The organism is Neisseria sp. (assembly GCF_030523955.1).
Lineage (GTDB): Bacteria > Pseudomonadota > Gammaproteobacteria > Burkholderiales > Neisseriaceae > Neisseria.
The window spans coordinates 20,465-36,917 of record NZ_JAUNHL010000002.1 but is presented as its reverse complement, the minus strand read 5'-3'; the positions used below and the strand labels follow the sequence as shown (position 1 = coordinate 36,917).

General features: G+C 52.2%; 32 protein-coding genes. 13 read left to right on the top strand and 19 right to left on the bottom strand.

The window, feature by feature from the left end:
* Positions 1–2: 2 nt before the first annotated feature.
* From Q4C79_RS00805 to Q4C79_RS00715, 19 genes are all read right to left on the bottom strand, one after another.
* Positions 3–338, bottom strand: a complete 336-nt coding sequence (locus Q4C79_RS00805) for a capsid cement protein (protein WP_303089131.1) — start codon at positions 336–338, stop codon at positions 3–5.
* Positions 339–396: 58 nt separating this feature from the next.
* Complete coding sequence (locus tag Q4C79_RS00800; protein ID WP_303089130.1) at positions 397–1,335, bottom strand: hypothetical protein; 939 nt, start codon at positions 1,333–1,335, stop codon at positions 397–399.
* 88 nt (positions 1,336–1,423) lie between these two features.
* Complete coding sequence (locus Q4C79_RS00795; protein ID WP_303089129.1) at positions 1,424–2,530, bottom strand: 2-oxoacid:acceptor oxidoreductase; 1,107 nt, start codon at positions 2,528–2,530, stop codon at positions 1,424–1,426.
* A gap of 234 nt (positions 2,531–2,764) precedes the next feature.
* Positions 2,765–3,106 (bottom strand): Mor transcription activator family protein, encoded by a 342-nt coding sequence (locus Q4C79_RS00790; protein ID WP_303089128.1) that lies wholly within the window; start codon positions 3,104–3,106, stop codon positions 2,765–2,767.
* On the bottom strand, positions 3,096–3,557 hold the full coding sequence (locus tag Q4C79_RS00785) for a gp16 family protein (RefSeq protein ID WP_303089127.1): 462 nt from the start codon (positions 3,555–3,557) through the stop codon (positions 3,096–3,098). Before Q4C79_RS00785 ends, Q4C79_RS00790 begins: the two co-directional genes overlap by 11 nt.
* Positions 3,558–3,622: 65 nt before the next feature.
* Entirely contained in the window at positions 3,623–3,901 is a 279-nt protein-coding gene (locus Q4C79_RS00780; protein WP_303089126.1) for an HU family DNA-binding protein, read from the bottom strand.
* A gap of 55 nt (positions 3,902–3,956) precedes the next feature.
* Complete coding sequence (locus tag Q4C79_RS00775; protein ID WP_303089125.1) at positions 3,957–4,568, bottom strand: DUF3164 family protein; 612 nt, start codon at positions 4,566–4,568, stop codon at positions 3,957–3,959.
* Positions 4,561–5,400 (bottom strand): hypothetical protein, encoded by an 840-nt coding sequence (locus tag Q4C79_RS00770; RefSeq protein WP_303089124.1) that lies wholly within the window; start codon positions 5,398–5,400, stop codon positions 4,561–4,563. Before Q4C79_RS00770 ends, Q4C79_RS00775 begins: the two co-directional genes overlap by 8 nt.
* Complete coding sequence (locus Q4C79_RS00765; protein WP_303089123.1) at positions 5,390–5,992, bottom strand: HNH endonuclease signature motif containing protein; 603 nt, start codon at positions 5,990–5,992, stop codon at positions 5,390–5,392. The genes Q4C79_RS00770 and Q4C79_RS00765 overlap by 11 nt, the downstream gene beginning before the upstream one ends.
* The gene (locus tag Q4C79_RS00760) at positions 5,985–6,224 is read right to left on the bottom strand and encodes a hypothetical protein (protein WP_303089122.1); all 240 of its coding nucleotides are present in this window, start codon (positions 6,222–6,224) and stop codon (positions 5,985–5,987) included. The genes Q4C79_RS00765 and Q4C79_RS00760 overlap by 8 nt, the downstream gene beginning before the upstream one ends.
* Positions 6,224–6,436, bottom strand: coding sequence for a hypothetical protein (locus Q4C79_RS00755; protein WP_303089121.1), 213 nt, complete (start codon positions 6,434–6,436; stop codon positions 6,224–6,226). The genes Q4C79_RS00760 and Q4C79_RS00755 overlap by 1 nt, the downstream gene beginning before the upstream one ends.
* The gene (locus Q4C79_RS00750; RefSeq protein ID WP_303089120.1) at positions 6,427–6,627 is read right to left on the bottom strand and encodes a hypothetical protein; all 201 of its coding nucleotides are present in this window, start codon (positions 6,625–6,627) and stop codon (positions 6,427–6,429) included. Before Q4C79_RS00750 ends, Q4C79_RS00755 begins: the two co-directional genes overlap by 10 nt.
* Positions 6,624–6,812, bottom strand: a complete 189-nt coding sequence (locus Q4C79_RS00745) for a hypothetical protein (RefSeq protein ID WP_303089119.1) — start codon at positions 6,810–6,812, stop codon at positions 6,624–6,626. The genes Q4C79_RS00750 and Q4C79_RS00745 overlap by 4 nt, the downstream gene beginning before the upstream one ends.
* 102 nt (positions 6,813–6,914) lie before the next feature.
* Positions 6,915–8,060 (bottom strand): ExeA family protein, encoded by a 1,146-nt coding sequence (locus Q4C79_RS00740; RefSeq protein ID WP_303089118.1) that lies wholly within the window; start codon positions 8,058–8,060, stop codon positions 6,915–6,917.
* Positions 8,044–8,250, bottom strand: a complete 207-nt coding sequence (locus tag Q4C79_RS00735; RefSeq protein WP_303089117.1) for a hypothetical protein — start codon at positions 8,248–8,250, stop codon at positions 8,044–8,046. The genes Q4C79_RS00740 and Q4C79_RS00735 overlap by 17 nt, the downstream gene beginning before the upstream one ends.
* Positions 8,251–10,029 carry a transposase gene (locus tag Q4C79_RS00730; protein WP_303089116.1) on the bottom strand — a complete coding sequence of 593 codons (1,779 nt, stop codon included), beginning with the start codon at positions 10,027–10,029 and terminating at the stop codon, positions 8,251–8,253.
* 2 nt (positions 10,030–10,031) lie between these two features.
* The gene (locus Q4C79_RS00725; protein ID WP_303089115.1) at positions 10,032–10,883 is read right to left on the bottom strand and encodes a DUF3102 domain-containing protein; all 852 of its coding nucleotides are present in this window, start codon (positions 10,881–10,883) and stop codon (positions 10,032–10,034) included.
* Between the two features lie 44 nt (positions 10,884–10,927).
* Positions 10,928–11,215 (bottom strand): DNA-binding protein, encoded by a 288-nt coding sequence (locus Q4C79_RS00720; RefSeq protein ID WP_303089114.1) that lies wholly within the window; start codon positions 11,213–11,215, stop codon positions 10,928–10,930.
* The gene (locus Q4C79_RS00715) at positions 11,202–11,435 is read right to left on the bottom strand and encodes a DNA-binding protein (RefSeq protein ID WP_303089113.1); all 234 of its coding nucleotides are present in this window, start codon (positions 11,433–11,435) and stop codon (positions 11,202–11,204) included. Before Q4C79_RS00715 ends, Q4C79_RS00720 begins: the two co-directional genes overlap by 14 nt.
* A gap of 212 nt (positions 11,436–11,647) precedes the next feature.
* Between Q4C79_RS00715 and Q4C79_RS00710 the strand changes: the two genes are divergently transcribed.
* The 13 genes from Q4C79_RS00710 (at position 11,648) to Q4C79_RS00650 (ending at position 16,453) form a co-directional block, all read left to right on the top strand.
* A complete protein-coding gene (locus Q4C79_RS00710; RefSeq protein ID WP_303089112.1) occupies positions 11,648–12,004 on the top strand; it encodes a helix-turn-helix domain-containing protein in 357 nt (118 codons plus the stop codon).
* Positions 12,005–12,231: 227 nt separating this feature from the next.
* The gene (locus Q4C79_RS00705; protein ID WP_303089111.1) at positions 12,232–12,792 is read left to right on the top strand and encodes a hypothetical protein; all 561 of its coding nucleotides are present in this window, start codon (positions 12,232–12,234) and stop codon (positions 12,790–12,792) included.
* Positions 12,793–12,821: 29 nt separating this feature from the next.
* Entirely contained in the window at positions 12,822–13,487 is a 666-nt protein-coding gene (locus tag Q4C79_RS00700) for a hypothetical protein (RefSeq protein ID WP_303089110.1), read from the top strand.
* Between the two features lie 9 nt (positions 13,488–13,496).
* On the top strand, positions 13,497–13,769 hold the full coding sequence (locus Q4C79_RS00695) for a hypothetical protein (protein WP_303089109.1): 273 nt from the start codon (positions 13,497–13,499) through the stop codon (positions 13,767–13,769).
* 80 nt (positions 13,770–13,849) lie between these two features.
* A complete protein-coding gene (locus Q4C79_RS00690; RefSeq protein ID WP_303089108.1) occupies positions 13,850–14,347 on the top strand; it encodes a glycoside hydrolase family 108 protein in 498 nt (165 codons plus the stop codon).
* A gap of 9 nt (positions 14,348–14,356) precedes the next feature.
* A complete protein-coding gene (locus tag Q4C79_RS00685; protein ID WP_303089107.1) occupies positions 14,357–14,545 on the top strand; it encodes a hypothetical protein in 189 nt (62 codons plus the stop codon).
* On the top strand, positions 14,545–14,793 hold the full coding sequence (locus tag Q4C79_RS00680; protein WP_303089202.1) for a hypothetical protein: 249 nt from the start codon (positions 14,545–14,547) through the stop codon (positions 14,791–14,793). The genes Q4C79_RS00685 and Q4C79_RS00680 overlap by 1 nt, the downstream gene beginning before the upstream one ends.
* Positions 14,783–15,187, top strand: a complete 405-nt coding sequence (locus tag Q4C79_RS00675) for a hypothetical protein (RefSeq protein WP_303089106.1) — start codon at positions 14,783–14,785, stop codon at positions 15,185–15,187. Before Q4C79_RS00680 ends, Q4C79_RS00675 begins: the two co-directional genes overlap by 11 nt.
* The gene (locus tag Q4C79_RS00670; protein WP_303089105.1) at positions 15,171–15,377 is read left to right on the top strand and encodes a hypothetical protein; all 207 of its coding nucleotides are present in this window, start codon (positions 15,171–15,173) and stop codon (positions 15,375–15,377) included. The genes Q4C79_RS00675 and Q4C79_RS00670 overlap by 17 nt, the downstream gene beginning before the upstream one ends.
* Positions 15,374–15,604, top strand: coding sequence for a hypothetical protein (locus Q4C79_RS00665; protein WP_303089104.1), 231 nt, complete (start codon positions 15,374–15,376; stop codon positions 15,602–15,604). The genes Q4C79_RS00670 and Q4C79_RS00665 overlap by 4 nt, the downstream gene beginning before the upstream one ends.
* On the top strand, positions 15,601–15,813 hold the full coding sequence (locus Q4C79_RS00660) for a TraR/DksA family transcriptional regulator (RefSeq protein ID WP_303089103.1): 213 nt from the start codon (positions 15,601–15,603) through the stop codon (positions 15,811–15,813). The genes Q4C79_RS00665 and Q4C79_RS00660 overlap by 4 nt, the downstream gene beginning before the upstream one ends.
* A 2-nt stretch (positions 15,814–15,815) precedes the next feature.
* Positions 15,816–16,139, top strand: a complete 324-nt coding sequence (locus tag Q4C79_RS00655) for a hypothetical protein (RefSeq protein WP_303089102.1) — start codon at positions 15,816–15,818, stop codon at positions 16,137–16,139.
* Entirely contained in the window at positions 16,136–16,453 is a 318-nt protein-coding gene (locus tag Q4C79_RS00650) for a hypothetical protein (RefSeq protein WP_303089101.1), read from the top strand. Before Q4C79_RS00655 ends, Q4C79_RS00650 begins: the two co-directional genes overlap by 4 nt.

Genomic DNA, 16,453 nt, shown 5'->3' with positions numbered 1-16,453 from the left:
GATTAACCTTTCAGCAGTACACGGATTAAGTCGCCCGCACCGGCGGCCGCGCCGACAGCCGTACCGGCCACGTTTTCAGAGCCGGCCACCGCGCAGCCTTGCGCGTCTGCCGATACTTTTGCGCCGGCCGCCACTTCGCCGCCGGCTTCCACCAGCGCGATACCGATAACGTCCACGCCCAGCAAATCGCCCTCGGCTGCATCGTATGTAGCCACGCCCAGCACGGCTTCATTGGCTTTTGCCTGTTTGCCGGCAAAGGTTACAAAGCGGTTTTCCACCACTTGGCCGGTGGTGCGGACGGTGGTGGTCAACACCACCTGTTTGGTTTGTTTAGCCATATCTTTTTCTCCAAAGGCCGTCTGAAAAGGGCTTGCCGTTCAAACGGCCTAATTAGGTTTAAGCAATCGGGTTTTGGAACAGGTAGCCGCACGCGCCACCCACCACCGCAGCCTTGCGGATATCGGTGTAGCGCACGTATTCGACCTTGCCGCCCACGCCGGCGTAGCGGTCTACAACCGGCATACCGCGGCGGCGGAAGGTGTAGGCAAAGGCGGTTTGACCTTCGTCGTTGCCCTCCGCAATGATGGTCGGGCGTACGATCAGGCTGGCAAAATTGCCCCACACGTCTTTAGTGGCTTTACCGCTGCCTTCGGCATAAACCGATTCGCCCACAATAATGTCTTCCACGTCGAGCAGGTTTATCAGGATGTCGATATTTAAAAGCACTTTGCGGTCGTTGGCCGACAGGTTGGCACGCAAGCCTTCGTTCATGCGCAATTTGCTTAACACCTGCGCGCCCACTACCAGCACGTTCGGGCGGATACCGCAGGCGGCGCGCACTTTTTCCTTGGCGGCTTCGATGGCTTCCTGCACGTCGGATTGCGCATGCGACCACTGTTTCTCGGCGGTCGAGGCCAAATCTTCGCTGTGACCGGACTGGTAAACGCCTTTGTCCTGGATCAGGCGGGCGATTTCCAATTCCTGCTTCAGCTGGATACCCGTGGTTACGCGGCGGGTGGCCTTGGCTTTTTGGTCGTGGCGGCTTTCGTGCTGTTCGCGGTAATCCACGCCTGCGGCCAAGTCGTGCTCTTCGAGCACCACCGGCAGGGTTTTGCCGCGGTCAAGCGTGATCACATTGCTGGCCGCACCCACCGCGCGCTCGGTCTCGTACTCGACAAACGAGCCTTTGCCGAACACCGGCACCTTCACGCCTTCTTTTTCCACCATTACTACCGGTGCGATTTTTTCACCGACAAAGCCGGCTTGGCGGTAGCCGACGGCCAAATTGGTCAGCACCTCGTCGCGTTCGCGCAGCTCTGCTAAATATTTGCTCATGTTTTTTTCCTTTTCGGTTAAGTTGCGGATTTACCATTCATCATATTTCCCGACGTCGGGTAATATTGAATAGTTAACCCGCAAAAGATTAATCTGCGGTTTTGCGGGCTGCCTCTTCATAGCTGCAACCGTTGGCTTTTTGGTAAGCCACTGCCCGCTCGTGGTGGCTTACACCCTCGGCAAATGCCGGCATACCTTTGGCCAGCTCTCCCGTGGGCAGCTGCTTGGGCAGCACCGCGCCCAAAAATTCGCGCAGCGCGGCCGACAACGGCTTTTTAGCGTCGCCCTCGCCGAAATCGGCGGTGGTGTGTTCTGGGTAGTCGGCAAAATCCAACACCTGCACCACCAGCGCCTTGTCGGCGGGTTTCAGACGGCCCGCTTTAATCAAGCCTTCGGCAAATTCGGCATTTTGTTGGTGCGCGCCGTCGCGAAGGTCTTTGGCCTGCTCGTCTTGCAGCTTTTTTAACTCCGCTTTCGCGGCGGCTGCCTCAGCCTCGGCTTTTTCGCGGGCTGCCTTTTCGGCCGCCAGTTGTTCTTCGGTTGCCATATCGGTCTCCTTAGTCGGTTCATGGTCTTTAGGTTGGGGGATAGGGTCGGCAAATGCCGGAGAGGTTGATAAATCGGGTTGGGGCGGCGCAGCCATCTCCTCGATGTCGCGGATTTCCCAATCCGCCACCACCTTGTCGGCAGTGGCGGTGTCGTACTGCTCGATCAGCCACTCGCGCAGGCGGCGGAAAATAGACGCGGCGCGGTGGGCATACTCCGAAAACTCGGCCAGCCCGGTTTCGTCGTCGGCAAATTCGATGGGGCGCAAGCCTTTAACGGCGGGCGCATGCGCGCCGAGAAAACCCACATGGCGCAGGTAGTAGCTGTCGGGTACGGGGTTGTTGGGGTGGTTGGGCGGCCAAAACGAAGCGGACACCTTTTTATAGCGGCCGGCCTTAACCGCCGCCTCAAAGTCGTCGTCCATCTGTGCAAACTCCGCCGACAGGCTGCCGCCGTCGGCCGAGAGCTTGGGAATCCAGCCATAAGCGGGCGCGTCCATTTTCGGATGGCCGATAACAATCGGCGCCTCGTGCAGCTTCGGGTCGTACACCGCGGCGGCGCGCGCCACGTCGGCATCGCTGATATCCCATTGCGTGCCGTCGGCGCTGGTGCGGCGGCCGGCCTTAAAAATCTCAAACAGTTTGCTCATAAAAAAAGCCCTATCACTTGATAGGGCGATTGTGCCAACTAAGCAGACTTGCATCTTTTAATCAGGATTAAAACTTGCCGGCGACCGGCCGAAAAAAGTAAAGCCAAAAAAACGCGATTTTAGCCGTTTTCGGCCTAGGGATAGGCAAACCCCTTAACCGCGCCGCAAACGCGCAAAAAAAGCGGTCAAAACCTTTTTGACCGCTATAAAAACAACCCGCCTCCAAAATACTTGCTACTTAAACAAATCTCCCTGATTTTTTGCCCGCTCCGCCAAGCCAACCTCCTTGATGATTTTATATATCTGCTGCACCGTCAAATCAAACTGCTTCGCCAGCGCCGCGTGATTCTTACCATTAAAGGCAGCATAGATTTTATAATCCCTGTCTGAAATCTTACCCAAATGGTTTTTAGGTATATAAATCAACTGGCCGCCCCAGTTATCCGTGATGTGCCGCGCCACTTTTTTACTGATGGCCAGTGCTTCTTTGCGCTCTATGGAGAGCGAGCCAAGCAGGCAGGCGGCCATCTGGTCCTCAAGGTCGGCTACCAATTCAGGTACTCTATCATCCGCCATTTTTACTCTCCTCCCGTTTAATCCACTGCTTCAGGTGTTCTATTACCCGGCCGGCATTATCGACATCCAGCCAGTTATGATGTCCGATGCCCGTCATCCTTTTAACAAATCCGGCCAAGCTTAATTCCGATGCATTTTTCAGCACGCCCATATCGTGCAGCTGTAACCATAGTGCCCGTATTTTCTTTACCTGATCCCTCGCCTCATACACTGGGATATCTTTTTTCCCACCATTGGGCTTTTTACCACCCATCACCACAAAGCCTTTGGCTTTCATCTGATGCAAGACCTGCTCTAACTCTTTTACGCTCAGACGGGTGCTGGAATTCTTGCCGCGAGACACATTAGCCAACAGAGTGCGGTAGTCGTCATCACTCATCATCAACTGCCCTTTGGCGACGTGCAGCAGCTTAATCAGGCGGGCTTTCTTCTGCGCTGGTGTTTCTTTCATTTCATTCCCCTTAATCTTTTACCGAGACCGCCTCTATACGAGAGCGGCCTGAATAAAAAACTTCGTTATGCTTTATTAAGCGCATCTTTCAGCGGGATACCCGCTTTAAACTTCACCGTCTTACTCGCTGCGATGGTCAACGGTTCGCCTGTTTTCGGGTTGCGTCCCGGCCGCTCCGAACGGTTGGATACCGAGAATGTGCCGAAGCCGACCAAAGTAGTGCTTTCGCCTGCGATCAACGCGTTGCTTACGCCTTTCATAAAAGCATCCAGCGAACGACCGGCGGCAACTTTACTGATCCCGGCCTCACTGGCCATTAATTCGATTAATTCAAATTTAGTCATGATTCACTCCTAGTTTTTTAAAAGCGGCAAACCGTGCCGCGCGGATTAAATATCTTTATACCTTGGCCACATCCAAATTAATCATCTGATACTCACCCTCATCATCGCGGCGGTACACCCGGATATAGGGCTTGCTGTCCTGCACCCTCAGGCTTTCCGATACCGCCGCCATCGCCTGCTGCCACTTCGGATGTTCGATTTTCAGGCGTTTCAGACCTAGCACCTTGGTAGTGCTGATATTGCCTTCCTTATCCAGCGCGAAAGCAGCGTTCACAATGGTGTGCACATCGGCGTTATCCACACCTTGCAGCATCTCGTGCAGCGCTTCGTCGATTAAAGCTTTGGCAGCCAGCAGTCCCTCGTCAAAAGCCAGCGTTTCCTGAACCGCATATTGCACTCGGTAGCGGCCATCGAAGCTGTGCAGAGTAAAGTTGCCGCGCTTCTTGCCGGGGATACTCACCCCGAAACGCTCAGCGGAAATATCCACAAACGCGGCTACATCAGCCATTGCTTCGCCTTTAAAATCGGCCAGCGTAGCCGCCACCGATTCCGCCTTGTTCGCGATTTCCAATACCAACTCATCGCGCATCAGGTCGATCTCTTTAATGTTTTCGAGCGGCACCAGATTACCTTTGGCATCTTCCCGATATTTGCTTGCATCAATCATTTATCACTCCTTTAGGGTTAATCTTGTTTTTCACCGCTTGCAGCTTATCACGCTGGCTGGCCACATCCTGCTTTGGCGCATCAATCATTGTTCTGGGTACCAGCCGCATCGGCAGGCTGCGGATCAGGTCTGAAGCATTCGGCCATTCTTTGCTGGCCAAAAATACCTTGAAGGCTGTCTGAAAACGCACCCGGTCAAACGCTTCCACATACTGCTCATCTCTGCCGATAATCTGTTGGTACCACAGCTCGGCGATGGCCGGTAAATCGGTGGCGGCCGGTCTGCCGTTCATATTCAGCGTGGCCAATACGCTGAGGCCGGCGGCCAGTTCCTGCTTAATCCAATCACCTCCCGCCCATTGGTTCAGAGCATTCACCCCTTGCCGCAGCTTGCTGCTCTGCCCGATGGTCTGAACTGTTGTCCCGGATACCGCTACTTCCATTCCCGCCGTTTTCTCCGGTGACCAAAACGTGATGTTTTCAAGCAGGTAACCGTGGCTGGTCAGCGGCGGTTTCAGCTTGCCCGCATCACGGGCTTCGAGGCAGCGGTTAAACGCCCAAATCCAAGCCTCGCGCGGGGCGGGGTAGATGCGGCGGTTACGGCTGATTTCGGCGGCCCGTATCATCGGGGCAATCTCGCCCACCAGTTTGGCCACGCGGGCAAAGGTCAAATCCTTTTCAGACGGCCTAAACAGGGTCAGGTACTTTAGGCAGCCGCGCACCAGTTCGTCGGATATGCCCGATAACGCCACCAGCGCGGTGCGGGCTTCATCGTGGGCAATCAGCACATCGAGGCTTAGGCTGGCGCCGCAACTCGGGCATTTAACTTTCATCTTTACTCCTTTCTTGTATAGCCGTTTCAAGCTTTGCCAGAGCAATCATTGAGGGTTTGACTTCGGCCAGAGCCTCTTTAAACCGACGTTTGTTTAACTTAGCCAACTCCTTGCGGGAGATCAGCACAAGATTATCGATACTGTTGTTGGTAAAGTCGCCATCAAGGTGTATCAGCAGTTTACCCTTGGGTACCGGCGTACCGTGATGTTTCTCCCATACGATGCGCGACTCATTACGCCAAATATTAGGCTCAGCCACTTTCACCTTAACCCATCCCTTGGCAATCACCCGAGTACCAACCGGTACACTGTTTTTGGGGCGGTGGCCTTTCTGAAAATTACCGGAGTTGGGCTTTGTTACCATCTTACCTTTTAAGCCCGTGTTCCAAGGCATGCCGCCTTTTTCAAACATTCCGGTTCGGCCGGTCAGCCATTTATTGCGTTTGCACATGGCCGAAATATTTCCTTTGCTTAAATTCCGGCCGAACCGTCCGTTAAAGGCATCGGTCAACTCTTGCCGGCTCATACTGCAATTGGATTTCAGAAACTCTTTCTCCTCTTCGTTGTATTCAATCCGACGAAGCCTAGCCATCTTTTTTCTCAATCATCACAGGCGGTTTAAAGTTCCCAGCGCCATATTCTGCTTTCAGCTTCTCCGACTGTAGCGCTAGGCTGGCTGTATCAATAATTTTTGCCGCCACCTCATTCACCGCCTTAGCTCTGGATATTTCCATTTCCAACTGTTCTCCGGTAATGCTTTCGTCATTCAGCCGCTCCAGTGATGCGAAGAGGTGGTTATTCAAGTCAATTAATCCGTTTTTCATCACGCCGCCTCCTGCTTCGCCACCGCCAAATCATTGCTGCTCAGGCATCTCAAGGCCGTCTGAACCACATCGGCTTCGGTGTCGGCTTTATCCGCCGATACCATCAGCAGAATAAACTGCCCGCTGGTGCTGTTCAGCTCGCAGCAGAGATAGCCTGCCCGTTCGCGCCAAACTTTGGCCTTGATGTTGCTGTAATCCCGTTCTACACGCATTTCTTTTCCCCTTCCTCGCTCAACCGATACGTTACCGATACGCGGCTTTCAATCTCGCCGCGCCGCTCCATCTTCTTGAGCTCGTGTTTCACATACCACACCGGCAGCTTCAGTACATCGGCGATAAACTCAGCAGAACAGGGATACTCGGTAATCATGGAGCGGATGCGCTTACGGTTATTCTTAATCATTTTGCTCCCTCCGGCTCTAATACGATGCCCGCGGCCAGTTGCTGATCATTCATGCCACCATAGGCTTTTTCATATGCGGTATCCGCCTCCTTCAAATCTGCTTTGCGCAAATCAGGCTCAGGCGCACTCTTAATCAATACTGCCGCCATCAAACCGGTAGCAACCAACAATAAGTATTTATTCATGATTACCTCCATTTAGAGATAATGTCGGCCAGAATGAAAATGGCGCAAACCAAGGCATAGGTGATGCCGCCCAGTACTACGATTTCTTGCAAGATTTCCATTTCACACCCCCCGCACCACATCGGCATCAACCACATCAAAGCCCAGCTCGGCTGCCTGATTCATGGCCGCGCTCAGCAAATTGTTGACCGCCAGCGGATAAAGCAGACTGTGCTGCGTGTGGCCGTGTTGCGTACGGCTGCGCACCGTCAAGCGGTCGGCAATGGCATCAATAGCACTCTCGTCCATCACTTTGGCGATGTCGCCGCCGGCACGCTCAAACTTGTGTTTCAGGTAGCCCGTCAGCTTGCCGTCGGTCAGCGGCAACAGCGTTACCACTTCGCAGCGCTGCACCACTTCGCGTACGTTCGGGTTGTTTTCGCTGAGTTTCTGTGCCAGCTCGGTTTGGCCGATTAACACAATGCCCAGCAGGCGTTCAAAGCCGTGCTTCAGCTCAAAAAACCGTTTCAGGTGTTTCAGGGTGGGGATGGGCAGTCCGTGGGCTTCCTCGATTACCAACACATGCTTGTTCCCCGCTTTAGTGCTTTCGGCCAGTGCGCGGTGGATTTGGGCAAACCGCGCTTCGGGGCTGCGCTTGGGCGACACATTCGGGGCGACCGCCGCCAAAATCGCTTCGGCGATATGCACTGCCTTCAGGGTTTTGCCTTTCTGGTCGTTGTCTTCCATTGCCAGCACATAGGGCTCGATCATCACGATCTGTTTGCCCTCGCGCATAATGCGGTCTTGCAGGTCTTCGCGCAGGGTGGATTTACCCGCGCCGCTCTCGCCGACCACCGCTACAAATCCGCCGTGGCAGGCTGTCTGAAACATCGCTTCGCGTACATAACGCACGTCGGGCGTCAGATACACATCATCGGCGCTGTTGATTTCATCGTTAAACGGGTCGCGCGGCAGGCCGAAATGGCGGCGCGCGGCTTGTGTTAAGGTTGCTTTTCGTAATAACATATCGTTGTCCTCGCTTTTCAAAGGGTTGGGGGCAGGTGCGGCTTCCGGCTCGTTTCTCAGGCCAGCGGGAATATCCGCACCATTCGTTTCAAAAAACTGCTTTAACTTCCTGCGCAGCTCGGCTGCGCCTTTCTTCGGCCACTCATTGCGGTGAACCGCATTAATCAATGCAGTCTTGCTGCATCCGATTTCCGCCGCCGCTGCCGCAAATGATTTGCCGATTTGTTTAAATGCTGCTTTCATCGGCCTCTCCGATTTCCCGCACCGCGCACTCAAAATCGTTCAACGCGGCAAAAGCATTCGCGCTCATAAAGCTTGCACCGTGGTTGACTTTCGGGATGTACTCTTTACTCAGGCGCAAAGCCGCAGCTTCTAAATTTTTCAAGCGTTTGTATTGCGCTATATCCATCATCACTTCCAATTCTGATTTCATCTAAGCTCCTTTAACCAATTTCAACTTACCCGCCGTTTTCAGGCGGCCTTCCACTTCGTCAAGCTGGCTGGCCAACACCCCGTCGGGATACTGCGCCTTGATAAATGCCACCGCCCGTTTCCAGTCGCCGCCTGCGGCTTCGATACGCGGTTTCAGCAGCTTGGCCATCTCCACCTTATTCAGAACCTGCTCGGCCACTTCCATGCGGTTGTAGTCCATCTGCGTGCCGGCTCGCTCGATATAGAGCGTGTTGCGCGCCGCCAGCGTGTCTTCCTGATGTTTGTAGGGGTCGATGCGCCCGCCAAACGGCACCGCTTTCGCTTTTCGTTTGGCCTCGGCTTCGGCCAGCGTGGCCGCATCCATCGCCAGTTTTTCCTGCTCTTTTCTGGCTTGCTGCGCCGGCGTATCGGTGGCGGGTTTGTATTCCGCCCCCATCAGCGCTGAGTCTTTGCGGAATCCGAAATCGTCAAACTCGATAGCTTCCACCGCCTGCCAGATTTCGTTGCCTTGCGCATCCCATGTGGCAATGCGCGCGCCGGTTTCGTCCCAAGGGTTTTTCGTTACCAAGAGCTTCTGCCCCACAATCACGCCCGGGATGTCTTTCACGCTGTAATAGCGGCCGCCGAAGCGGATTTCCAATTCGGGCGACACTTTCGCCTCTTTCGGTGCGCTTACCGCCAGCTCGCGGCAGTATTCGGCAGGGGGCGGCAGGATTAACTGCTCGGGTTTGATTTTGTTCCATGCCTGATAGCGCGTCATGCCGTGGCGGCTGTGGGTTTTGGTGCCGTTGTAATAGCGCATCCAGCGTTCGGCCAAACCGTTCAACTCGTCGATGCTGTGTACTTCCACCAGTTTCAGGCTGCTCTCAAAGGCCGTTTCCACAATGTCGTTGGCCTTTTCCACCTGCCCCTTGGCGCGCGGATTACCCGGCTTGTTAATCTGCACATGTACATCCAGCGCCGTGCACAAGTTTTTAAAGGCGGTGGAAGTGTTGGCGCTGCCCGGGTCGAGCATCACATTCTTCGGCACGCCCCGTATCGGGTCTTTTCCCACATCGGCTTTGGCCTGCATCATGTAAATGAAAAAGTCGCACAGGTTCGCCGATGTCTCGCCCCCGAAGTAGTAGCGCACGCAGATGGTGCCGCTGGTATGGTCGGTGCCCGCATAACGCCACACTCTATCCAGCTCGATTTTTTTCAAGTTGCCCGGCTTGTTTTTGTAAAATTCCTCATAACCGGCTACCCGCAAGCCCGTATCTTTGCCGTTGCGCGGCAGGTAGTAGAGCACGCACAAACTCGGGTCGATTTGCCACCACTGGTTCGGGTGTTCCGATTTCATCCGCGTTACCGGTTCCGGCTGCAAAAGTTGGTCGGGGTGCAGTTTGTATTCGCGCAGCGCCCGCACAATGGTGCTGTCGGAGAGCTTGGTTATTTCGCCGGTTTCTTCGTCTACCCGGCAGGCTTCGATTTCGCCGTTGGCGCGCAGCATCTCCACCGCCGCGCCCACCGTTGTCAGCCGCTTGCCGTTTTTACGCATGGTTTCCATTACCAGTGTGCTGATTATTTGTGCTTCTTCCCGCGTCAGGGCCGATTTGCCCGCATCGGCGCGGCGCTTGCGGCTCGGCTTCAACACCACCGCTTCCAGTTTGCGGTGCAGGGTAGCCAAGCTAATCCCCAACGCCTGCGCCTGCTCTTTCAGATAGGCCGTCTTGCCGCCGTGCCCGCGCTGTTCGGCTTCGCGGGCGATTTCGGCCATCCGCTCCGTCATTGCCGCATTCATGCTTATTCTCCGTCCGCCACGCCTTGCAGCCATTCCGGCACACTGTCGGTGGGTGCTTCTTCCGGTAGCGCAAACTGCTCGCGCAGCGATTCCGCATCGCGGATAATCTGATTGATGCAACCCACCATCTGAGGCCGGTGGTCAAACCCGTGCGCCTCGCCGTGGGCAACCAGCTGCTCAAACAGGTCGCGCAGTCTGCTGATATCCGACCGCACGCCGATTTCGGTGGTGCTCAAACGCATGGTCAGCTCGCTGGCCACATCCTGCGGCCTCGGCTCTTTCGTGCCTTTCTTCGCCAGCTTCTCGGCCAGCTCGTCCACCTTTTTGTTTTTATCTGCGATAACTTTGTCTTTCGCTTCCGCCGTTTCGCGGCTTTCGCGCAAGGCCACACGCAACTCTTTAATGGTCATGCGGTCTACATCGTCCAGCGTCATTCCATTCACTTCTTCGCCTTCGGCCAGACCGACCAACGTTACATCTTCTTCCACCAGCAATTCCAAGAGTTTGGATTTACCCAAATCCATCAATTTAGGTGCAGCTTTCTGCATCTGCGGTGTGGCGAAGCGTTGTGTCGCGGCCATTAATCGAGCGGCTTCGCGATAATGGATACCTAACTCTTTTTCAGTTGTTTCACGGAACCTTCCATGTCCCATATGTTCTTTCAAAACAATCAGTGCACGCCCAAGCTCAAACATTCCTTCCATTGTTTGACGTACCGCCTGGCGGCCTCGCTCAATCCAGCGGTCTTCGTTATAGGTTTCGCCGTAGCCCCATTGTTCCATTACCATCACGCTATGTGCAGCTTGGTAGTTTTGCGCGGCGACCACATCCATCACTTCAACTTCATTACTCATTTTTCATCTCCAAATGTGACGACGTCGTCACATTTCAAAATCAATTAATCCACATCGACCCGTTTGCCGATTTCCGAAATCTTGCTTTGCAGCCGCTCCTGTTGCCGTCTGAACCGCTCTGCGATTTGCAGCGTTTTAATGCTGTAAGCAAAATTGCCGTTGTCCAGCTTGACCACCAAGCCTTCAGCAATCAGATCATCCAAGTCACGGCTTACATGCACCGGCGATATACCTAGGCCGTCTGAAATCTCTTTATTGCTGACCCCGATAATCGGGTGTGCTTCAAGCGCCTTGAAAACCCTTAAAACCCGTGTGCCTTTACTGCTTGCCATCAGGATTCTCCTTTAAGCCAAGCTTGATTGCCGCTTCATGGCTTTTTCCGCGTCTGCCTTTCAATTTTCCACCAAGGAGGTGCTCTACAATCGTACGTTCAAGCCCGAAATAGCGCGCCCATTCGCTTTTATTAATACCGCGCTTCAAAAAATACCGCTGTGCCGACTTTGGCGTTTGCGGATAAGGCAACGGCTCAAAATTAACCGCCCGTTTATCCATAAAATTCCTTTCATTAAGCGAACCCAATCCACATAAAACAGTCAAATACCGCATATCTTTTTGAGATAAACTCAGCATAGAATTTGTGTACTATCACTCTTGCCACGCCCTCCGCTCGGCTAATTTTTTATCCTTTTATGTGTCTATTTGTTTCTGTTTGTGTTGATGTGTGTAGAATAATCTACAAATGTAGATTTATCAAGAGGTGAAATGTGGAATTTGTAGATTTTTTGTACCGAATAAAGCAAGAGCTTGATTTAAAACAAGATAAAGATGTTGCTGATTTTCTAGGACTCTCAGAAAAAGCCTTCTCGGCTCGTAAACGGCGCGGTTCGATTCCGGAAGATAAATTGCGGGCAGAACTGCTAAAAAGATCCGATTTAAATGTTGATCTACACTATATTTTGACGGGAGAAAGAAAAGTAGAAAAAACTACAAATGTAGATTTAACCACTTATACTGAAAGCATAACATTGGAAGAAAAAAAGCTGATAGAAGCCTATCGAGCCGCTAGTGATGAAGCAAAAACCGCACTAATTGCCATCTCTAAAACTATTGAAAAAAAATAATCTCGCTTTGGACAAGCGTTTTTTTAGCCACTTGCGTGTGATAATTTGTGATGTTTATCCTAATCCAAAGTAAGAAAATATACTCTCGCCCGATATCGCCATCGGGTATTTTTTTTGCCCTTAATATGTGATAGTTTGTGATATAGTTTTCAGTCTAAATATTACCTTGAGTAATACATCTTTCTGACAACTAAACCTATCCGCTGATGTCGCTAAGGAAAATAAAAATGAAAACACTCACTTTATTAATCGCCGCCGCTTTCGCCTTGTCTGCATGCGGCGGCCAAGCTGAAGAACAATCAGTCTCTGCTCAGCCTCAAGAGCAAGTTCAGGCTGAATTGAAAACCATGCCCGTAGGCTATGCCGATTTTCACAAAGCGGCCAACAAAGGGCTTGCCGACCAAAAAACCGGCCTGACACTTCCAGAGCATGTTGTTCCTACCGACAATACAGAAGGTAAGAATCTGCTGCACGATTTTTCAGACGGCCTCACATTAACCGTTGATACCGATAAAACCGACAAAATCTCTGCAGTCCGAGTAGTCTGGGATACAGATGCCGCGCCCCGAAAAGCAGAAAAACTGTTCAAAGCCGCTGCCGCACTGATTGCAGCCACCGCACCTGAAGACCGCACACTGCTGCGCGATACCAATGACCAAATCAAAATGGCGATTGACAGCCACAACGCACAAAAAGACCCAACCCGCGAATGGGCGCGTGGTGGGGTTGCTTATAAAGTTACCGTTACCAATTTGCCTAGCGTGGTTTTGACAGCAAAAGCTGAGTAAATCTATTGATTGCGAAAATAGAAGGGGAAATGATGATTGATAAGAGTATCTCTGTAGTAGATGGCAAAGGATATTCCGTTTTTGCTGTAGAACACGAGTTTCGTTACACCTTTGATGAGCCTGTTTTAGTGGCAGATTTGATTAGCTCTCTAAAAGCCTATGAGACCCTAACCAGCCGTTATCTTCCAGCTATTTTAAATAAACTGTTTGATGTCAAAATTCAGAAAATCAAAGTAGCTGTGTCTGAAATAGAACGAGGATCTTTCCTTGAGAAACTTATTTTCAATTTATTTTTCAAAGATGAAGCTGCTTTTAATGAATTCTGTCTTAAAATACGAAAATTCCTAGGAACGGAAAATCAGGACGGAAGTATTAATATGTCTAGAATTATTATGCTTGCAATGGGTACTATTTTGGGAGTAGGTGCAGGATACCTATTATTTAAAAGCCCGACACAAGCACAACAAGCAGTAAACAATAATATCATCACGGTAATCAACGCTGATGATTCTATTGCCATAGATGGTGAACATTTGGTTCAAGTAGTAAAAGAAGTAACAGGCAGTAGCAAGCAAAATACCGCAGACAATGTAGCAAAAGTATATGCACCGGCAAGTAAAAATAATGGCAGTGTTACACTTGGGGCTGATAACGTTCGGATTGAACCCGTTGTACAAAAAACTGTGGCAACCTGACCTAAAGAGGTGGATTTACGTGATACACCGTTGACGGAGGATTACACCGATATTGATGTGCAAATTCGTGCGACGGACCGTGATAAAAATACAGGGTGGTATGCAGTTATAGACCAAATTGTTACCTCACGTGTCCAATTAGAGCTGCCTGAAGATATTGATTTGAATAAGCTCGCTAACAATGCAACTATCCGTGCCAATGTAACGGTTGAGTATGACTTAAAGAAAAATGGCTCTCGTAAGCCTAAAAAAATCATTCTTACCTCTCTTTCTACTGATTGAGTTTTAAACTGCATTAAAAGCCGCTTCAGGCGGCCTTACCTACAATCCCTGTATCTATCAAACGATACAGGGATTTTTTCATGTCCGACAAATTTTTCCAATTCATCGAGCGCGTTCTCACTCACGAGGGCGGTTACGTCAACCACCCGAAAGACCCGGGCGGCGAGACCAACTGGGGTATAACCAAGCGCACCGCTCAGGCCAACGGCTACACCGGTTCTATGCGCGCCATGACCCGCGCTCAGGCCATCATGATTTACCGCAAAGCGTTTTGGTTGCGTTATCACGCCGACAAAATGCCCGAGGCGGTGGCTTTTCAATTTTTCGACGCGTGTATCAACCACGGCTACGGCAATGCGGCGCGTATGCTGCAACGCGCGGCAGGCGTGCCGGACGACGGCGTGATTGGTGCGGTGTCATTGGCCGCCATCAATAAGCTGCCTCAAGACGATTTGCTGCTGCGTTTCAACGCCGAGCGTTTGGTGTTTTATACCAAGCTGGGTACGTTCGGCAGTTTCGGCAAAGGCTGGGTACGCCGCGTGGCGCAAAATCTGATCCATGCCGCAGGCGACAACTAAGGGACAATCATGAAAAAAACCTTGATGGCCTTAACGCTGGCGGCATTGGCCAATGCTAATCCCTTTCCCACAGACCTCAAAATCACACGCGCCTCGGTTGGCCATATCCGCCAGCACCCAAGTTTGCGCCACGGTAAATCGGGCGTGGCTGCCGCCAAACGTGCGGCGCGTAAGAAGAAAGGCTGTCTGAAAAAATGATGAAGTTTTTGAAATGGCTGGGCGGCCTGTTTACCAACCCCGCCACCGGCCAAATCAGCCACACCAAATTTTGGGCCAACGTTGCCGCCTGTGCGATGACCTATAAATTCGCGCTCCAGCCCGACGCGCCCGAGTGGTTGTGGTGGGCATACGGCGGCATGGTCGGCGGCTATGCCTTAATCAAGCGCGGTATTGCCGCCGTGCCGCAGGTCGCCCAAATCAACAAAGGGGCCGATCATGCCGATTAATCCGCTTACCCGCACCATTCTTTCCGCCTTGCTCTTTGTTATTTCCGTGCTAGCCGTCTACTTTGCCGGCCGCATCGACGGCCACCGCACCGCCACAGAAGCAGCCGAAAAAGAAAAGGCCGAAATCATCGGCACTTATCAGGCAGCAGCCTTGTCGGCGGAAATCCGATACAGCGAAAAACTGGCCGAAGCGGCCGCCGAAAAACAAAAGTGGTTTGATTTCGCACAAGACCAAAGCGCCAAACTGGCGGCGGCCAACCGCCAATTGGATATTCAAACGGCCAAACTACAGGAGCAAATCCCCAATGTGGTTAAAAACGACGGCAACGGCTTTACTGGTATCGGTGCTGACAGCCTGCTCATCTACAACCAAGCCCTTGGTTACCCCGATTAAAGTGGTCGAGCAGCCTGTGCTACCTCCCGTATCTTCCGAGCTGCTGGCCAGCCATGAACGCCCTGAGCGTCTGGCCGGCGGCTCTCCCGAACAACTGTTAAACCATGCCGCAGCCTACGGGGCATACTGCCAAAAACTCGAAGCGCAAGTATCAGGCTGGCAGGCATGGTACCAAAAAGAGCAAAAATGAAAGAAAAAATGTGCCCGTATTGGTACACGGTTGAAAACCTGAAGCCACACGGAAAACGTCTGTCCATCTGGCAATCAAACCCGGCTCTCCACTATTCGAGCAAGGTGGGCGGCGCAATTATCGCCTTGAGTGATAAGAAAGAGGTAGAAATCAGACTTACCGCCGCCATCGAGCGGTATAAGAAAAAATTCCCGGGTTTGTTGAGCGAGGAGGAAGTAAAGCAATGACCGACATTATCGACAAAGCGTCTGAAAACGAAGTCGCCTTTTTGGCCGAAGCACTCTATAAAGCGACTAAGTCGTCTGAATATCAGGGAGAAAGCAACTACGAATGCGACGACTGTGGCGAACCGATTCCCGAAGCGCGCCGCCAAGCCGTCCCCGGCTGCACCCGCTGTGTGTTTTGCCAAGAATATTTTGAGCACGGATACCCCTAACAATGGACAGCAAAACCTTTATCAACATCGAATTTTGGCAGCTGGTCGGCTTTTTATTGAGCTTTCTCGGCGTATGCTGGGGCTTCGGCAAAATGCTGCTGGCTCAATTTCAGGCACAGCAGGATGAGCGGCAAAAACAGCAGGAACGATTGCAAGGGAAAGTCGAGAGCATGGAGAAACAACTTGGTGAATTCAACGCCAGCCTGCCGATGACCTATGTTTTACGCGATGATTATATTCGCAATCAGGTCGTACTTGAGGCCAAAATCGACAATATGACCGAGAAACTCACCGAAATCTACAAACTGGAAAGCGCCCGAAAATGATTAGCGAAGAATTGATTGCCAAGCAGCGCCGGGAGGGTATGCGCTGGAACATCATCAACACCCTAAATAAAGCCCGCCCGCATACCACCAGCGAAGTGTTTTTATTGGACATTATGAATGCCATCTACCCGCAAACCACCTCAGTCGAACTGCGCCAGCAGCTCGACTATTTGGCCGACCGCAAACTGGTGGAAATCAATAAAACCCCGCACGGCCTATGGTTTGCCGACTTAACCAGTTTGGGCGTGGACATCGCCGAATACACGGTGGAGTGCCGCCCGGGCATTGCCCGCCCGGGAAAAGTGTGGAGCTGA

Coding starts and splice junctions, on each gene's coding strand:
- Q4C79_RS00805 (WP_303089131.1), bottom strand. CDS start 338: ATGGCTAAACAAACCAAACAGGTGGTGTTGACCACCACCGTCCGCACC.
- Q4C79_RS00800 (WP_303089130.1), bottom strand. CDS start 1,335: ATGAGCAAATATTTAGCAGAGCTGCGCGAACGCGACGAGGTGCTGACC.
- Q4C79_RS00795 (WP_303089129.1), bottom strand. CDS start 2,530: ATGAGCAAACTGTTTGAGATTTTTAAGGCCGGCCGCCGCACCAGCGCC.
- Q4C79_RS00790 (WP_303089128.1), bottom strand. CDS start 3,106: ATGGCGGATGATAGAGTACCTGAATTGGTAGCCGACCTTGAGGACCAG.
- Q4C79_RS00785 (WP_303089127.1), bottom strand. CDS start 3,557: ATGAAAGAAACACCAGCGCAGAAGAAAGCCCGCCTGATTAAGCTGCTG.
- Q4C79_RS00780 (WP_303089126.1), bottom strand. CDS start 3,901: ATGACTAAATTTGAATTAATCGAATTAATGGCCAGTGAGGCCGGGATC.
- Q4C79_RS00775 (WP_303089125.1), bottom strand. CDS start 4,568: ATGATTGATGCAAGCAAATATCGGGAAGATGCCAAAGGTAATCTGGTG.
- Q4C79_RS00770 (WP_303089124.1), bottom strand. CDS start 5,400: ATGAAAGTTAAATGCCCGAGTTGCGGCGCCAGCCTAAGCCTCGATGTG.
- Q4C79_RS00765 (WP_303089123.1), bottom strand. CDS start 5,992: ATGGCTAGGCTTCGTCGGATTGAATACAACGAAGAGGAGAAAGAGTTT.
- Q4C79_RS00760 (WP_303089122.1), bottom strand. CDS start 6,224: ATGAAAAACGGATTAATTGACTTGAATAACCACCTCTTCGCATCACTG.
- Q4C79_RS00755 (WP_303089121.1), bottom strand. CDS start 6,436: ATGCGTGTAGAACGGGATTACAGCAACATCAAGGCCAAAGTTTGGCGC.
- Q4C79_RS00750 (WP_303089120.1), bottom strand. CDS start 6,627: ATGATTAAGAATAACCGTAAGCGCATCCGCTCCATGATTACCGAGTAT.
- Q4C79_RS00745 (WP_303089119.1), bottom strand. CDS start 6,812: ATGAATAAATACTTATTGTTGGTTGCTACCGGTTTGATGGCGGCAGTA.
- Q4C79_RS00740 (WP_303089118.1), bottom strand. CDS start 8,060: ATGAAAGCAGCATTTAAACAAATCGGCAAATCATTTGCGGCAGCGGCG.
- Q4C79_RS00735 (WP_303089117.1), bottom strand. CDS start 8,250: ATGAAATCAGAATTGGAAGTGATGATGGATATAGCGCAATACAAACGC.
- Q4C79_RS00730 (WP_303089116.1), bottom strand. CDS start 10,029: ATGAATGCGGCAATGACGGAGCGGATGGCCGAAATCGCCCGCGAAGCC.
- Q4C79_RS00725 (WP_303089115.1), bottom strand. CDS start 10,883: ATGAGTAATGAAGTTGAAGTGATGGATGTGGTCGCCGCGCAAAACTAC.
- Q4C79_RS00720 (WP_303089114.1), bottom strand. CDS start 11,215: ATGGCAAGCAGTAAAGGCACACGGGTTTTAAGGGTTTTCAAGGCGCTT.
- Q4C79_RS00715 (WP_303089113.1), bottom strand. CDS start 11,435: ATGGATAAACGGGCGGTTAATTTTGAGCCGTTGCCTTATCCGCAAACG.
- Q4C79_RS00705 (WP_303089111.1), top strand. CDS start 12,232: ATGAAAACACTCACTTTATTAATCGCCGCCGCTTTCGCCTTGTCTGCA.
- Q4C79_RS00700 (WP_303089110.1), top strand. CDS start 12,822: ATGATGATTGATAAGAGTATCTCTGTAGTAGATGGCAAAGGATATTCC.
- Q4C79_RS00690 (WP_303089108.1), top strand. CDS start 13,850: ATGTCCGACAAATTTTTCCAATTCATCGAGCGCGTTCTCACTCACGAG.
- Q4C79_RS00685 (WP_303089107.1), top strand. CDS start 14,357: ATGAAAAAAACCTTGATGGCCTTAACGCTGGCGGCATTGGCCAATGCT.
- Q4C79_RS00680 (WP_303089202.1), top strand. CDS start 14,545: ATGAAGTTTTTGAAATGGCTGGGCGGCCTGTTTACCAACCCCGCCACC.
- Q4C79_RS00675 (WP_303089106.1), top strand. CDS start 14,783: ATGCCGATTAATCCGCTTACCCGCACCATTCTTTCCGCCTTGCTCTTT.
- Q4C79_RS00665 (WP_303089104.1), top strand. CDS start 15,374: ATGAAAGAAAAAATGTGCCCGTATTGGTACACGGTTGAAAACCTGAAG.
- Q4C79_RS00660 (WP_303089103.1), top strand. CDS start 15,601: ATGACCGACATTATCGACAAAGCGTCTGAAAACGAAGTCGCCTTTTTG.
- Q4C79_RS00655 (WP_303089102.1), top strand. CDS start 15,816: ATGGACAGCAAAACCTTTATCAACATCGAATTTTGGCAGCTGGTCGGC.
- Q4C79_RS00650 (WP_303089101.1), top strand. CDS start 16,136: ATGATTAGCGAAGAATTGATTGCCAAGCAGCGCCGGGAGGGTATGCGC.